This window comes from Stygiolobus sp. RP850M, from assembly GCF_037389295.1.
Classification (GTDB): Archaea; Thermoproteota; Thermoprotei_A; order Sulfolobales; family Sulfolobaceae; genus Stygiolobus.
This window is the reverse complement of sequence record NZ_JBBHKU010000066.1, coordinates 1-14279: the sequence shown is the minus strand read 5'-3', so window position 1 is coordinate 14279 and position 14279 is coordinate 1. Positions and strand designations below refer to the sequence as shown.

Genomic DNA, 14279 nt, shown 5'->3' with positions numbered 1-14279 from the left:
CTGTTAACAAGTTTTATCAAGTTTTATCTCACAATAATACAAGCTTTTCTCGATGTTTTTCTATATTTTGTATTGAGGGAAGTTAAAAGCCTGTTGCAACTATTATGAAAAAGACTATACTAGACATGTCTATAAGTGTTCCAATTACGATGTCCTAATTGCTGCGTCAAGTAAAATTGCAATAGCTACCGGATTTGGAATTGGGTATGGTATTATTGCACCAGCGTTTAAATTGTCTTCAATTCTTGGGATAGCTACAGGGTTATATCTTATGTATACGATCATGATAGCTTTAAAATATTATGCCTGTAGCCTTAGCTACCATTCCAAGAAATTAAAGGTTGCTGCTTTACTCGTGCTAACTCAGGTTTTTTTCTTTGTAGGGGGTATAATAGCTTTTATAGAACTAAAAGATCCACCAAAAGTAATGTTTAAGGTTAGAGGGCTTCCGCGAAATGTAATGACTATTATAAGAGTAGGTGGTAAAACTTACACATTTAACGGAGTTATGTACATAAGACTAGAAAATTTTGTTGAGGGCTGGGAGGCATTTGATGTTACAACAGCACAAGGTACCTATAGGCCCAACATTCATTTCGGTTTCGTATCACCGGGCGATTGTGTGGAAATTTCTTATAGTAAATCGATTACAACTAGCTAGGTTACGAGGAAAGGGCTTTCTCTAGGTCCCAATTCTACAACTATATTACCCCCTCTGCTTACGAACTGGGATCCTAAAATCTGGGTTGGCAGAAGTATATCGGTTTATTCAGTTTATGAAATTCAAAACTATTTTGGTGAAGGAGGAAACGGTTATGTTTTTGAGGCTAAGCACAAGAACAAAGAGGTTGAAATCAAAATCCTTAAGCTCTTCAAAGGAAACCCGGATGAGGTGTTAAGTCCAGATGTACCAGAATTAGGAATCCTCTCAGAACATCCAAATATTGTTAGAATTTACGACTTTAACGTAGACGATATAGCGATAAGAAATATTGATACGATATTACAGCACTTTACCTTACAAATCCCCCCATGATTGTTGTGGAATTAATGAACGGTACTTTAGAGGAACTGCTCACGGACGATAATTTTTACTACAGCGATTATTGGAAGGTGGCTGTGTATAAGGCAATTAAGGAAATTTCCTCAGCTTTAAACTACCTCCACTATAATAATTACGTTCATATGGACGTTAAACCGTCAAACATATTCCTTGCCAAAATGCCCGCAAGCCCACAAGATTTACTAAACGTAAAGTTTAAATTAGGCGATTTGGGGAGTGCCGTAAAAATTAATGGTAAGATTAACCAGCTAACGTTAGAGTATTCTTCCCCAGATGTATTTAGAGGGGTTGCAAATCCGTCCTTAGATATATTTGCTCTTGGTATGACTATTTAAGTTTTACTAAACAGGAAGGTGGACAGGCCGGATTTACAAGAGATGAATGAAGCGTTTAACTGTTATACAAAGGGTAACATGAATTGTGTTTCCTTAAAGGTTAAAGAGGCTGAAAATAAACTCTCTAACTGGCAACCCAACTTACCATATGAGATAAGGGATTTCGTAATGAAGATGATTTCCATATACCCATTAGCAAGACCTACTGCAAGAGAAGTTCATGAATACTTCTCAAAATTAATATACTCAAATCCTTAAACTCGTAGTACGGCACTACTTTATATTAATGATCACACAATCGGCACACCCATTAAAATTCCTTTGTTAAAAAATAGGAATAAGATTTTCTAAAAATATAATAAAAATGTAAAAAACTTTTCTTGTTTAAATATAACTCGCTAATTCACTCGCTATAGTACTATTAATATACGGTAACCCGACTATCACCACGAGTTCGCCATTTGCCTTATTCAATATTACAACCCACGGACCTAAAAAGCCCAGCAGCCTCTTGGGATAATAGCCATACATTATGTTCCCATTAACCGTTACAAAAGAAACCCCAAAAGTATTAGCGAAAGCTCCCTTACTCATTGTAGTTAATTCAGTATATAATGGCGATCCAGCTACGGGGTAAACCACAGCCTCGAACGCATTGCAAATTTCATACTCGTTCGCGGTTACAGGGATTATGTAGGAGAATGTTACGAATACCTTTTTCGAAAGGTAGGAATCAGGCTCTTCTCCTAAGCTAAAGACATAACAAGTATCGTTAGAAGGCGTTCCCGGAAAAGTCTTTGTAGTACCGTTAAAGTACAAGATAGTAACTGAAGAGTTAGATATTGAAATTACATAGCTCGAGCTAGCTTTAATTTCCCAGCTGCCACCGTAAATGCTTTGCAAGTCCGAGACCGTTATTGGGTAAGAGGGGCGGATGAATATTGGTAGGGAGCCGAAGAATATTGGTAGGACTACGAGGAACACTCCTAATACTACAACAACTGTAATTGCGACACCAATTACAGTCTTTATTGGAAACCTCCTCTTAGGATATGGGTATTGTTGATAAGGAGGATAAACCGGTGGTGGATTGGGCTGTTGAGGATTACTTTTGCGAATATGATTAATAGCGTCAAGAATACCAAGAAATGATAAAAAATTAAACAGTATAATAAGAAGAATTAGTACTAGTAGGGCTGGACTGTTGATATACGTTAGTCCTGAATATGACAACATCAAAGTTAGTCCGAAAGATGAGAACATGAATGTGAGCAGAAAAGCCTGACCGTACGCCCTCCTCTGACGCGGGCTCAAATTTTTACCCTTAGTTAAACGAACAATAAATATGTAGTAGCTAACAATTAATATTATGTAATAAAGAATCACAGATATACCGTACGACATAAGCGCCCATATTATAACAGACAAAGTAAGAATAAAAAAGGAAAAGGAAAATATTAGATTACCGTACTTAGCTATTAATGAAGTCATATATCCAAAAAAAGACATGTCTTTATAAACTTTACTTAAATAAGTTCGCGTTCTAGAGCAGTATTAATAACCTAGAATTGTGTTGACAAAGTTTAAAAATAAAGCTATTTAAGGAAAATTGATGAGCTAAGCCCTCTTTATGAATCTCACTACTTTAATTAATGTAAGTTACGAGAGGAAAATCTCGTGATAGTAATGAATTTCATAGCTAATACTCCAAGTTAATTTTTAAATATTATTTTTAGATAAATAATTTTATTAATCATGAATATAAAGGTAGTTTTAACTAATTAAAAGAAGACTCAAGTAGGCAATAAAGATTACTCAAGATTAATCTCTGTATTCTAGAAATTACATGTTAATTATTAGAATGAAAAGAAAATAACTCAAACCTTATTATTGGATTATTTTCTTAGCTAGTGCGTAGACAAGCGGTATTATTATTGCAAAGGCTATTGCTAATCCCCATGCAAAGGTCTGAACTATAGCAGTCACGTCACCAAACGGTTGAACAATAATTTCTATAGCTATTAAGATAAAGACTGCATTTAGTACTAACCTTGCATAACTTAATACACTATCAGTCACAGGATACGCCTTAGATATTACGTCAATTGCTTTACCGGTTATGATGAATAAGAGTATAGTTTATTACAACTTGGTTAACTCCCTGCATCAGTTGTTGAGGAGATATTGAAGTTGGAGGAGCATAGTAGTTAGTACCTTGTATCGAGGCATAAGAAATTCCTACTGGAGAAGTAGCGTATAAAGTAATATATACAACGCCTCCTTTAATTGTTCCTGAGCCCTATTGATACACACTTACAGACTGTTGCGAAGGAATTACAGTGTCACCCATCGTACTACCTGGAAAAGTTCCAGACCTCAATGAATCAATTACTCCTCCAAGTCCAAGATATAACACAATGAAACCTATATAGGCGTTTCCCTCGACTAGCCCCAATGATTTAAGGGTGACTGTGTATGATCCCTTAAGAGGGGTGCCCGTGGCGGAATTATATTAAAAGTAAGGAAAAGTTACGCCACGGGTAAACACTTATGATGGCGAAGGAAAAATATCTGACTAAAAACCTAAAGCCCACTTCCACACCTTGACTATTCTCACCCCGTTTTCCTCCACTCTCTCTTCATCATCAAAGGTAATAACATACGCTCTCACCTTTTTTCTCTTCATCACCTCCCTTATCCCTTTAATTTCCCTTTCATCGTTTAACGTATAAGTTACTTGATAAGCTTCCGTCACCTCGTTTTGCTGTAATATTAAAAAGTCCACTTCGTTTTTGCCGTGATAGTAATAAATGGCGTCACCACCGTAACGCCTCCTCAACTCAAGATAGACAAGATTCTCAAGTAGTGAGCCCAAGTTCTGGTTCAGTCTGTAACCTACTACATTAGAGAGCCCGGTGTCAACGCTATACACCTTCCTCTCTCCCCTTACCATCTGGGATAAGGAAGGGGAAAGAGGTCTAACAAAGTGTATTAACATCGAGCTTTCAATGCAAGCCGTAAACCTCTCTACAGTCCTCAGGGGGATTTCCAAAGTGCGTGATACCATCCTGAGGAAGATTCGGTTACCTACGTTCGAGACGTAAAACAGTGCTAAAGACTTCAGTTTATCCGACCTTTTAATTTTACACTCCTCTATTACGTCTTTGCTGATTATATCGTCGTAGAGTTGTAACATTACTTTCTCCTTTACGTCACTGTTAACCACCATGGGGAATCCGCCAAATTTAAGGTATTCCTGAAAAAGGGACTTTATCTCACTACTTCTGGCTATCGCGTCTAGCTGTCTCTCTACTTTCACTCCCTTAAAGCTGAGGAACTCCTTAAAAGAGAGCGGTAATACTTCCAGAGAGATGTGTCTGCCCGCTAACACCTCTTTCACTTTACCTTTGTTCACTTTGGACGTTGAGCCTGAGACAGAGATAAAGGCTTCTTTTCTATCTATTAAAGACCTCACAAACCCCTCCCATCCCTTTACCCTTTGAACTTCGTCTAAGAAAATGTAAGGCTTACCTTTTACTCCGGTTTCTTCCTTGTACACGTTAAGCAGATCAAAAAGCTTTCCCCCCTCGTTAATTTCTGCTAACCTCGGGTCCTCAAAGTTTATAATAAGAGTGAGAAAAGGGTTCACGCCCTTCTCTTCCACTAGTTTCTTAACCACTTGGTTAAAGATAGTGGACTTACCGGCTCTTTTTACTCCGACTAGGTCACAAACTATACCTTCATTTAGTACTTGGATCACTTTATCAGTGTAATCTCTGGGAACACCGGTAAATTGAGATTTGTACCAGAAGTTCCAGTCTATCAACGCTTGTATTATTTTCTCTCTATCCACATGTAAAAATAGGAAGAAGAGTATTTAAAGTGAATCACTTGTGAGTCAAAAATAGCGAGAAAGTGAATCACTTGTGAGTCAAAAATAGCGAGAAAGTGAATCACTTGTGAGTCAAAAATAGCGAGAAAGTGAATCACTTGTGAGTCAAAAATAGCTACTTTTTTCCCTCTTATCACGAGATACAATTAGGTAACGAAACTTCAAATAATAAATGACACGAGAGTTAAGTTATCAGAGTGAGGGTTACGCTATTTTATGCTTTAAAAATGAGAGTCACCTATATGTACCCAGATACACCCGTCATCGACAGAAATAATCGCAAGAAAGATTGAAAATTTTATTACCTAAGCTAAACGTTAGGCGTTGTTTTTACCACACTGAATCAGGATAATGGGTTTTTGGCTCATCACTCTAATATTTCCCTTAATTAATTCTGTATATTATTCTACTTCCCTTGCAGGAACGATTATCGTAATTCTTATTAAAGTCTCATATAACGTATATGATGTGAACAAGTCAGTATATATAATAAACTTGGTGTTAGTCACATTATTGTATGTGTGGATAGTGTCTCTTTTCCCATTTCCAAACTCATATTTCCTGCTCTATGCCGTTACAAGCGTAATTTTTCTAATAGTTTACGGTAAGAGGAGTAGACTTTCACCATTTATCCCTCTATTCACCTTCTTGTACCCCTTTCTTTATGCAATTACACAAGTAAATAACGCCGTTTCCGTCCACAATCTGATAACAAGTGAAGCCTATCTTTCTCTAGTTGGGCTCATATCAGGTTTATTAATTGTTTATAAGGGCAATGGAAATAGCGGAATAATTGTCAACGTGGGTGGAATTTTCATAACCTATCTTTACGCAATGATAAACATCTTTATATTTATTTACCCTCCTAATTTCCCTTTACCGTCGAATATATTAGAGACGTTCGCATTAGACCCGTTATTTATAACGGCAACTCTCTCTACGGCTAGAGCCCTCGGTTACGGCATACCGAGAAGGAAAAGTGGTAATTACCAAAATCAACCTCCTCAACCCACCCCTCAAAGTAACCCGCAGACGCCCTATCAACCTATAAACCCTAGCCCTCCACCACCCGTGATGTTTATCTTTAGAGGGCTACCACCTAGCTGCTTACCCCTGATTTATGTAAACGGAAGTAAGTATTATCCTAGCAACTACTATCAAGGTGACTATATACTTTACTACCCTTTTGACTGTAATTGGAGTGCAAGGAAGGTCACTTGCAGTAACATAACTTACATTCCCGATAGGAGAAGTGGTAACGCTACTGTGGGGACTTCAGTAATAATGACCTATAGACCAATAGTCCAACCGCAAACCTCACATCAAGGACCTCCGACGTCGTCATCACAAAATCTGCCCCAAACACCTTCTAGACCGTTAATGGGCAGGAGTTTGAGTAATTGGGATCCTAATGTGTGGATAAACCGCACTCTTTCGGTCTACAGAATAGAGAAGGTGATAGGAGAAGGCGGGAACGGTTACGTATTGAAGGGTGAGTATTCTGGCAAACCTTTAGCTATAAAAGTGCTAAAATTGTACGGAGGTAATCCTGAAGAATTTTTTAGGGATTTAGCTACAGAAGCCTCTAACTTAGTTAATCTTAGCAACCATAAAAACATCGTGAAAATCTATGCTGTTAACGTTGATACATTTGTCATTGATGGTATACTGAAAGGGAGGTCTGACTTATACGTGAAAAACCCACCGATGATAGTAATGGAGTACATGGGCGGGGGGACACTAAAGGACTTGTTAGGCGAGGACTTGTTCTATTACAGCTCTAAGTGGCAACGGAATGTGTTAAGAGCTATATGCGGAGTTGCAGAAGCCTTGGATTACATACACTCTCAGGGTTTCGTCCATATGGACGTCAAACCCCAAAACATCTTTCTAAGTGAGAGACCTAAAGACCCGTCTGAACTGGACAAAGTGACATTTAAGCTAGGTGACCTCGGGAGTGCTGTAAGGATTAACGGTAAAGTCAAGCAAATCACTCCTGAGTATTCTCCGCCTGAAGTCTTTCTGGAGCCGGCAAAACCTTACTTTGATATTTACGCGTTGGGAATGACAGCTTACGTACTACTTACAAGAAAAATGGATAGACCTGACCTTAACGAGATGAACAATGCTATAGACTGTTACATAAAGAGAGACACCAACTGTGTGAGGAGCGAGGTCAATAAGGCGAGGATGAAATTAATGTATTGGAATGTAAATGTAGACCCGAAAATAGACCCGCTCCTGAAGTCCATGCTCTCAATAGAACCCCTGAGAAGGCCTACAGCCAGAGAAGTAATTGACATGATAAAAAAGATAGATCCTACTATTTGTTCCTAGTCAATTCTAATATAAAACATTCTAAAAGTGAGGATATACTCTAGAGTACAAATTGTTAACTAGGAAGATCTGGTGAGAAAACGTAGAGTCAAGGCGAACTAGAACTCTTGAGATTGAAATAATCTTTTTAGATGAAATTCTTCTCTCTTTACAAAGCTGACAATGAAGAAAATACGGGTTGTTTAATAGATGAAAATAGTATTAACAAGGTAAAATATTTGCTAAATATAAGTAATATACTACAATCTGATTCCTATCAATTTAAAACTTTAAATGGCTAAAGTGGATCGAGTAGGCTGAATATGATCCGCTCAGAGATCAAGGAGAGGTATATGCTAATAAACTAGCCAAAAACGGAGTCGAGACAGTTTCCACAAGATTCAACGGTATGGTCTATGGATTTCTAACTGTACCCGACATAGTAAGTCTGCTATAAGGATAATTGGCTCAACTTTAAAGGATGCTCTCTATAGTTAAGTGTGGAATGATTAAAGTTATTCTGTTTTTAGTGTTGTTTTTTAAACCCATACGTGAAACATGTAGGTTAACAAGTAACTAAAGAAATGTTAAAATCTTCATCCCTATACCAAATTTATTATCTAAAATTTCAGTAATGCCAGACAATATACATACATTTTCTACCTATAACTCAAGTGTTAACGCTTAAAGTTAATATTGTTTATGAAATCTTAATAATCTTCTCTCCTCTCTACCCTTTTTTCTTTGTCTCTTCGGTATATTAAAGTACATCTCTACCTGTTATATATTTAGCGCGTAGTATTCAGCAAAGGTATTTGGTCTTCACACAAAAGTCACGAGAACCCTAACAAAATTTTTTATCTGATATGAATTTTAAGACTTCCAATGAAGATAAAAATAATCTCACTGGACTTAGGCGACACTTTAATATACAACAGACCGTGGGGTTACGAAGTAATATCACAAGCCCTCAAAGACTTAGGCTACGATATACCTGCAAAAAAGCTCTTCAGAGTTTCAGCTAAGATAAGAGGCAAAAAATTAGAACCTAACCCTAACGGAAATAACACACCCTCGTTAAGAGAGATATTTAACGAATTAGGGCTTAAATTGAGTGACAAAGACATAGAGAAAATTGAGGAAGCGAGGAAGAACGCTGAAAAAGAAGTTCTGATGTACGATGATGTTGTAGAGTTTTTAGAGGCCGTTAAGTCTTTAGGATTAAAGACCGTACTCATAAGCAATGCTGCAAGTAACGGCAAGGCTAAGAAATACCTAGAGACGTTCGGTCTGAGGAAATACTTTGACAAAGCAGTCTTTTCCTTTGAAGTAGGAAAAGTAAAACCCGATCCTGAGATATTCAAGCTAGCCATACCTGAGGGTAGAGACAGAGCTCTTCATTTAGGAGACATTTATGAAGTGGATGTGATAGGTGCGATTAATGCGGGACTTCGAGGTGCTCTATTAGATAGGAGAGACGCCTACGATGAAATTAGTCAAAAGTACTCCAGCTTAAAGGAAGTCCTTAAGGAAATAGAAAAAGAGAGTGTCTTAGTGGAGAGAGAAACATGAGAAGACTTCACGCGTAGATAACATTGTCAAAGTCCTAAAGAAAAACGTCTTAAAACTACACAATCTGTTAATCATACCGTATCTGACTCCTCATTGCCTTAGAAGAGCGAGGATTCCCCCTCTCACCGTTTCTACCATCGATTCGAGTTTACATTTGGTGGGCAGTCGAGATAGCCATAACTCCCTCACATGAAAAGAGGGATCTCATCCATAACGTCCAGTACCTTAAAGAGATACTAAATGCCTCTCTCACAGTCCCATTAAGCCCTCAATAGAGCTGAGGAGCGTCGTTAGCGTCACTAAAAGAAATTTTGGCAAAGAAGTATTTAAATATAAGGGGCTATCCATCCCCGCTGGTGAGGCTATCCTCCCCCTTAACCCCTTTTTTAGTAAGGCTTTTATACGCTGTGACAAGCCTCTAGTCCGCATCTTAGTGTACTCTCTATTCACCTGAACAAGAAAATTTTGTGATAATTAATTTTCGTTTCAAGTTAAAAAACTGTATATCTAATAAACTTTACATGATTTTTAATATTATGTACATAAGTTTACACTTATGATAAAGTCTTATTTAAGGAGAGGAAATATAATCAGTTTGATTGCTTCCCTTATAATTCTAGCTGGATTAGTACTATTAGACTTAAACGGGATTACCTACGCTTTATCCTTACCTTTCTTAGTAATCATGTGGATAGTATGGTTTTTAGCAATACCTTCTTTCCTCTCGTATCATAAATCGCAGTTAGAAAAGCCAAAATTGATGGACTACTTCGCAATCCCAGCAATAATTATTACCTTTTTAGGGTTAATATTGGCTTCTCTGGGTAAATTCCTCGGTATAGAGATAATCCTGGCAGGATATACGTTAGAGCCTATAGCTGGAATCTCCATATACCTCACTACTAAAAAGTTCAATTTCGGCTACTCCTCATTATTCTTTTGGGGAGCTGTGGTATTTACTGCAGGTTTACCGTTATATCTTGTGAATCTAGGAATAGTAGCAATATTGGGAGACGTGGTGAAAATGGTAGGAATAGTAGGGCTTCTAATGAATGCAAATCTATTAGGAGATACAAAGTCACTAAATATTCGATGATGGTGTAAGAAACTTAAGTTAAGTAACATGATAGTTCATAAAGAAATTTCCTATACAAATGATTGTTTTAAGCTATCCCATTTTTTATAAAACCTCTGAAAACAGACTATTCTTTATCACGCCGTTGAGTTAAAGTACAAAAACCATCCATACAATTCGTAACCCAATTTAGCATTTCCCTGAGGGTCATTGTTAAATTCCATGCCAACTTGTATAGCGTTTAGATAGTATTGACTTAGGAACAGAGAAGGAAAGACTTTGCTAGCAAAGTTAACAGACTGCTTTATTAAGTAAGATAACGGTAGGGATATGTTGCCCTCTAGCTCCTTTTGTGACACATAGTATACGCCTATCCATCCGTTAGCAGAACCGGTATGAGGTAAAACGTATACAGTAAAAGTCTCATTTTCAATACTACCGTTAATAACGGCTGTAACAGTCACATTACCTTCATTAATAAAATATGAACTAGAAATGTTCTCCTCATGATACATCCAGATCATGACCTCTATACAAGGATATTGTAAGACGGTCACGTTAGGATTTTGAGTTAACCAAATATCGTAAGAGAAGTCGTCTATACTTCCGTTTAGTTGGTAAAGTTTGAAGTCTACTTGGGAATAAAAGTCGGGTAAAGAATCAAGTTTTTGTGGTAGAGGTAATTCTGGTAATTGTATAGTTGAGCCGTAAAAGGGGAACCAGCACTCTTTTCCGTACATTAAACTTGGATAACCATCTACCGGAATATTATTTTGTATTTTTTCGAAATTAGTAAGGTTTACTGAAACGTTAAGTAGACCGTGTTTTAAAGTCATATTAACGATTCCGTCAGAACTCTCCATGTTCCATAGAAAAGTAGATACGAAGAGAGAGTTATTAGTGCTGTAAACTTCCGAAATGGGATAGGAGAGAGTAGGGCCCCTCTCCCCTATCAAACTAAAGGAAGTGTTAAACTCCATTAAGTTTATCCTTAAGAAGGATTTGTTGTAGAATAATAAGGTAGAACTCTTAGAATTGGTATTTAAACTGGACGCGTTTGTAAAAGAGCCAAGATAAGTTTGGTTACTATTGGGAATGGTCGAACTATGCTTAGCGTTAGAGAGTACGAAAGCCAAGGCTGAAATGAGTATTAATGTAAGTGTTACCAAAATTACTATCCCTTTTTTCATGATTTTAGAATTTGTGATCGTGAAATATAAAATCTCACATGGATTATTTTCAAGGTCAAAATATATCCTAAAAATCATCAAGAACGTCATTGTATATATAAGATTAGCCGCTCAAAATATGCTATCATAAGAACTAGAAGAGCTAATCGGAGCTAATAAGTGTTTAGTATCTATTATAATTTATTAATATAGCTATAATAAAAAATTTTGATATTTAGAGATAATATCTTTTTCCTAACTCTTTTCTTCCACTTCTTCTATTACCGTTACCTCACCCGAACTCTCCTCTAGAGTCCTTCCCTTAGTCTCTGGAATTCCAAAGTAGGTGAGAACAAGGTAGTTGAAGCACTGAAAGATACTGCAAGCGGGTTAAACACACAAAGAAAAGGATTGTTAAGGCTGTTCAAACTTGTTGAGGGAAGGAGTGTAGACGTCGTATTAGTAACCTACAAAGACAGACTAACGAGGTTTCGGCTTCGAGTACCTTGAGGAATTCTTTTCAACCATGGGAGTTAAGATTGAGGTTGTTTTCGGAGAAGAACCTAAGGATGCCACACAAGAACTTGTGGAAGATATGATTTCCATCATTACGTCATTAGCCGGTTAAATTTACGGAATGAGGAGTCATAAGAAGACAGTCCTAGTTCAAGGTGTAAAATAGTTGATAGGTGAGTTAAGTGGAGAGGGCAGTGAAGTTAAGGGTCAAAGTAGACTATAAGACCTACCAGAAGTTGAAGGAAGTCTAAGAAGAGTATAAAAAGATACTAGAGGATGCAATAAATTATGGACTCGTAAATAAGACTACCTCCTTCACCAAGATTAAATCTGGAATAAACTTTCTCTCCCATAAGGCTATCGCAAGAGAATACTTAATCCAATTATAGCCTTTGTCGCCCTCTTAACGAGTTAGGGTTAACAAACGATGAGTCCTCAAGGAGAAGTAAACATTATAATCACCGCTAACCCACTCTCCAGAGCTTATTCCTTGAAGAACCTCTCACCCTAACTGAAGAATAAAGAAGTGTAAACGAAACAACCACTTGTAAATAGCCCTAGTATAAGTAAGTCCACATCTCATCAACAACCTTAGCCTAACCCCAAAACTCAACCTACTTCTTCCTACCATAACGCTGTGAACATAACACCTAGACATTAAGAACAATAGAAATAGTTTGGCATACTCTACAAATCTTACTAAAATGTTTTGTATAAGGAGTCAATATCGTGAAAATGTATAGCTTAAGACCTAAGAAGCTCTAACAAATCAAGGATCTGATAACTTTTAATCTCACCCCATAAACTGAGTTTAGATGATACCGAGAAAGTATAAGGAGTTTGCCAAGGCTTATTTCTCAATCGCTATTAAGGATAACCAAAGGGCTAAACAAGCCCTTTCGTTGAAAGATTACCCAGAGTGCTTCTTTTACTCTCAACAATCTGTGGAAAAAAGCGTTAGAGCAATGCTTGAGGTTAAGCTAATGTATAGGAAGGAACACGATTTAATTGCTGATGTCTCCAACAATTTACAAGAATTAGGAAAAGATTTAGACATAGTCCTTGAAGCTTTGGATTATTTGTCGGGTGGTTGGAGTATATCTAGGTATCCCGTAATAAACGGGCAAGATATAAAAACACCGGAAGAAATAATTACTGAGGAGATGTGCAGACAAGGGATAGATTACTCAGAAAAGGTGTTAAAAATTGCTGAATCTTTCCTTAGAAAACATGGAATTATTTAACTTAGCAAGGGAGAAGATAATACGAGACGACGTTTTAGCCATAATATTCTACGGCAGTAGGATGATAGGGAAGTACAGAAAAGATTCCGACGTAGACGTGCTAATAGTGGTTAGGAAGGGCAGTAATAAGGACTTTTCTAAGGAGAGACTTTCATTCCTCAAAGAGACTGGAGTAAGGCTAGATACGACAGTTTTTGATGAAGAGGAGTTCAAGGAGAACTTAACTTTAGGCACAGTAATGATGGGTGTTAGTATTGCGTATTGCATAGCTTATGACAGAATGGGGGTCAAGGAATTACTGGAGAAGTATTGTGAGGAAGTAAAACCTTACAACGCCATACTAATATTACCTTATGGTAAATTTTCAGTGGGTAGGACTATAAGGAAATGTGTGATGGAGTGAGATATTCCTTAAAAGTATTCGAGAGTGAGAGGAGATAGGACTTTCGGTGATGGAAGCTTTTGTGCATCACCTAAGGGAGGACTTCTTTAATGGGCTGAATCCTTTTTCACGTTGCGATGTGGGCTATGCCCAAAAGGGTGGGAGAGATTACGGAGATGTGAGCCCCGTGCCGTTGGGCTCGAAGGAGTCCCATGACCCACCTACAGTAAGTGGGTGGTTGAGGGCTAAGTCCCTACACTCGATCATGAATGAACATAAAATGATTGAAATGATAGTGTAGGGACAAACGGAGGTTGAGCTGGAAAGATTGCTATCCTTGAGAGAGGGCATGAGAGGATGTAGTTAAGCGTTTAAATTACATTTACAACTAGGGTACATATATTCGTTATATGATTTGAAAGAAGGAATGCTTTGTGGGCTACTTCAGAATTATACAAAAATTTATAAAAAATAATTACGAGTATTACTCATGGGAAAGAGTAAGTACAAGAGGGATTGGCACAAGTACGACGAGAACGTTATAATGAGATATACCCTAATGTTCCCCTTCTACGTCTTCGAACACTGGTGGGATTTACTAGCAGAGGAGAATAGACATGCAAAGAAAACCTACAAGGCACCAAAGGAGTTCAACGAATTCCTAGCATTCCTCCACTTGTTCTTACCTTATAGGGCTATTGAAGGAGTATTGAGA

At 37.5% G+C, this 14279-nt stretch carries 16 protein-coding genes and 3 pseudogenes; 13 read left to right on the top strand and 6 right to left on the bottom strand.

The features are described from left to right. The first annotated feature begins 271 nt into the window (after positions 1 to 271). From WIW52_RS08530 to WIW52_RS08515, 4 genes are all read left to right on the top strand, one after another. Positions 272 to 661: a hypothetical protein gene (locus WIW52_RS08530; protein WP_337709893.1), complete on the top strand. Its 390-nt coding sequence runs from the start codon at positions 272 to 274 to the stop codon at positions 659 to 661. Between the two features lie 231 nt (positions 662 to 892). After that, positions 893 to 1036, top strand: a complete 144-nt coding sequence (locus WIW52_RS08525) for a hypothetical protein (RefSeq protein ID WP_337709891.1) — start codon at positions 893 to 895, stop codon at positions 1034 to 1036. Beyond that, positions 1033 to 1398 carry a protein kinase domain-containing protein gene (locus tag WIW52_RS08520; protein WP_337709889.1) on the top strand — a complete coding sequence of 122 codons (366 nt, stop codon included), beginning with the start codon at positions 1033 to 1035 and terminating at the stop codon, positions 1396 to 1398. Before WIW52_RS08525 ends, WIW52_RS08520 begins: the two co-directional genes overlap by 4 nt. Before the next feature lie 18 nt (positions 1399 to 1416). Beyond that, on the top strand, positions 1417 to 1656 hold the full coding sequence (locus tag WIW52_RS08515; RefSeq protein ID WP_337709887.1) for a hypothetical protein: 240 nt from the start codon (positions 1417 to 1419) through the stop codon (positions 1654 to 1656). Between the two features lie 126 nt (positions 1657 to 1782). Here WIW52_RS08515 and WIW52_RS08510 read toward each other — a convergent pair whose 3' ends face one another. The 5 genes from WIW52_RS08510 to WIW52_RS08495 all read right to left on the bottom strand — a co-directional run bounded on the left by WIW52_RS08510 (position 1783) and on the right by WIW52_RS08495 (position 5251). Next, entirely contained in the window at positions 1783 to 2889 is a 1107-nt protein-coding gene (locus WIW52_RS08510) for a hypothetical protein (protein WP_337709885.1), read from the bottom strand. Positions 2890 to 3285: 396 nt separating this feature from the next. Next, positions 3286 to 3477, bottom strand: coding sequence for a hypothetical protein (locus WIW52_RS08505; RefSeq protein WP_337709882.1), 192 nt, complete (start codon positions 3475 to 3477; stop codon positions 3286 to 3288). Positions 3478 to 3508: 31 nt separating this feature from the next. Further along, positions 3509 to 3685: a DUF973 family protein gene (locus tag WIW52_RS11305; protein ID WP_443295636.1), complete on the bottom strand. Its 177-nt coding sequence runs from the start codon at positions 3683 to 3685 to the stop codon at positions 3509 to 3511. Between the two features lie 12 nt (positions 3686 to 3697). After that, on the bottom strand, positions 3698 to 3853 hold the full coding sequence (locus WIW52_RS08500) for a hypothetical protein (RefSeq protein ID WP_337709880.1): 156 nt from the start codon (positions 3851 to 3853) through the stop codon (positions 3698 to 3700). Positions 3854 to 3973: 120 nt separating this feature from the next. Next, on the bottom strand, positions 3974 to 5251 hold the full coding sequence (locus tag WIW52_RS08495; RefSeq protein ID WP_337709878.1) for an ATP-binding protein: 1278 nt from the start codon (positions 5249 to 5251) through the stop codon (positions 3974 to 3976). 507 nt (positions 5252 to 5758) lie between these two features. On the opposite strand from WIW52_RS08495, the gene WIW52_RS08490 reads away from it, so the two are divergent. The 4 genes and pseudogenes from WIW52_RS08490 to WIW52_RS08475 all read left to right on the top strand — a co-directional run bounded on the left by WIW52_RS08490 (position 5759) and on the right by WIW52_RS08475 (position 10274). Then, a complete protein-coding gene (locus tag WIW52_RS08490; RefSeq protein ID WP_337709876.1) occupies positions 5759 to 7627 on the top strand; it encodes a protein kinase domain-containing protein in 1869 nt (622 codons plus the stop codon). 295 nt (positions 7628 to 7922) lie between these two features. Further along, positions 7923 to 8104: pseudogene (locus tag WIW52_RS08485) on the top strand (alpha/beta hydrolase fold domain-containing protein); the annotation flags it as partial. A gap of 387 nt (positions 8105 to 8491) precedes the next feature. Next, positions 8492 to 9178 carry an HAD family hydrolase gene (locus WIW52_RS08480; RefSeq protein ID WP_337709874.1) on the top strand — a complete coding sequence of 229 codons (687 nt, stop codon included), beginning with the start codon at positions 8492 to 8494 and terminating at the stop codon, positions 9176 to 9178. 556 nt (positions 9179 to 9734) lie between these two features. Continuing rightward, the gene (locus WIW52_RS08475; RefSeq protein ID WP_337709872.1) at positions 9735 to 10274 is read left to right on the top strand and encodes a hypothetical protein; all 540 of its coding nucleotides are present in this window, start codon (positions 9735 to 9737) and stop codon (positions 10272 to 10274) included. Positions 10275 to 10390: 116 nt separating this feature from the next. Here WIW52_RS08475 and WIW52_RS08470 read toward each other — a convergent pair whose 3' ends face one another. Further along, positions 10391 to 11443, bottom strand: a complete 1053-nt coding sequence (locus WIW52_RS08470) for a GH12 family glycosyl hydrolase domain-containing protein (RefSeq protein ID WP_337709870.1) — start codon at positions 11441 to 11443, stop codon at positions 10391 to 10393. Positions 11444 to 11776: 333 nt separating this feature from the next. Between WIW52_RS08470 and WIW52_RS08465 the strand changes: the two are divergent. From WIW52_RS08465 to WIW52_RS08445, 5 genes and pseudogenes are all read left to right on the top strand, one after another. Next, positions 11777 to 12104 (top strand): annotated as a pseudogene (locus tag WIW52_RS08465) (IS607 family transposase); the annotation flags it as partial. Positions 12105 to 12753: 649 nt separating this feature from the next. Next, on the top strand, positions 12754 to 13182 hold the full coding sequence (locus WIW52_RS08460; protein WP_337709869.1) for a HEPN domain-containing protein: 429 nt from the start codon (positions 12754 to 12756) through the stop codon (positions 13180 to 13182). Next, a complete protein-coding gene (locus tag WIW52_RS08455; RefSeq protein ID WP_337709867.1) occupies positions 13145 to 13585 on the top strand; it encodes a nucleotidyltransferase domain-containing protein in 441 nt (146 codons plus the stop codon). Before WIW52_RS08460 ends, WIW52_RS08455 begins: the two co-directional genes overlap by 38 nt. A gap of 94 nt (positions 13586 to 13679) precedes the next feature. Next, positions 13680 to 13865 carry a hypothetical protein gene (locus WIW52_RS08450; RefSeq protein WP_337709895.1) on the top strand — a complete coding sequence of 62 codons (186 nt, stop codon included), beginning with the start codon at positions 13680 to 13682 and terminating at the stop codon, positions 13863 to 13865. Between the two features lie 189 nt (positions 13866 to 14054). Then, a pseudogene (locus WIW52_RS08445) lies at positions 14055 to 14279 on the top strand (IS5/IS1182 family transposase); the annotation flags it as partial.

Excerpts from the sequence above, each read along its gene's own strand:
- WIW52_RS08520 (WP_337709889.1), top strand. The coding sequence starts at position 1,033 with ATGATTGTTGTGGAATTAATGAACGGTACTTTAGAGGAACTGCTCACG.
- WIW52_RS08510 (WP_337709885.1), bottom strand. The coding sequence starts at position 2,889 with ATGACTTCATTAATAGCTAAGTACGGTAATCTAATATTTTCCTTTTCC.
- WIW52_RS08460 (WP_337709869.1), top strand. The coding sequence starts at position 12,754 with ATGATACCGAGAAAGTATAAGGAGTTTGCCAAGGCTTATTTCTCAATC.
- WIW52_RS08530 (WP_337709893.1), top strand. The coding sequence starts at position 272 with ATGTATACGATCATGATAGCTTTAAAATATTATGCCTGTAGCCTTAGC.
- WIW52_RS08470 (WP_337709870.1), bottom strand. The coding sequence starts at position 11,443 with ATGAAAAAAGGGATAGTAATTTTGGTAACACTTACATTAATACTCATT.
- WIW52_RS08475 (WP_337709872.1), top strand. The coding sequence starts at position 9,735 with ATGATAAAGTCTTATTTAAGGAGAGGAAATATAATCAGTTTGATTGCT.
- WIW52_RS08480 (WP_337709874.1), top strand. The coding sequence starts at position 8,492 with ATGAAGATAAAAATAATCTCACTGGACTTAGGCGACACTTTAATATAC.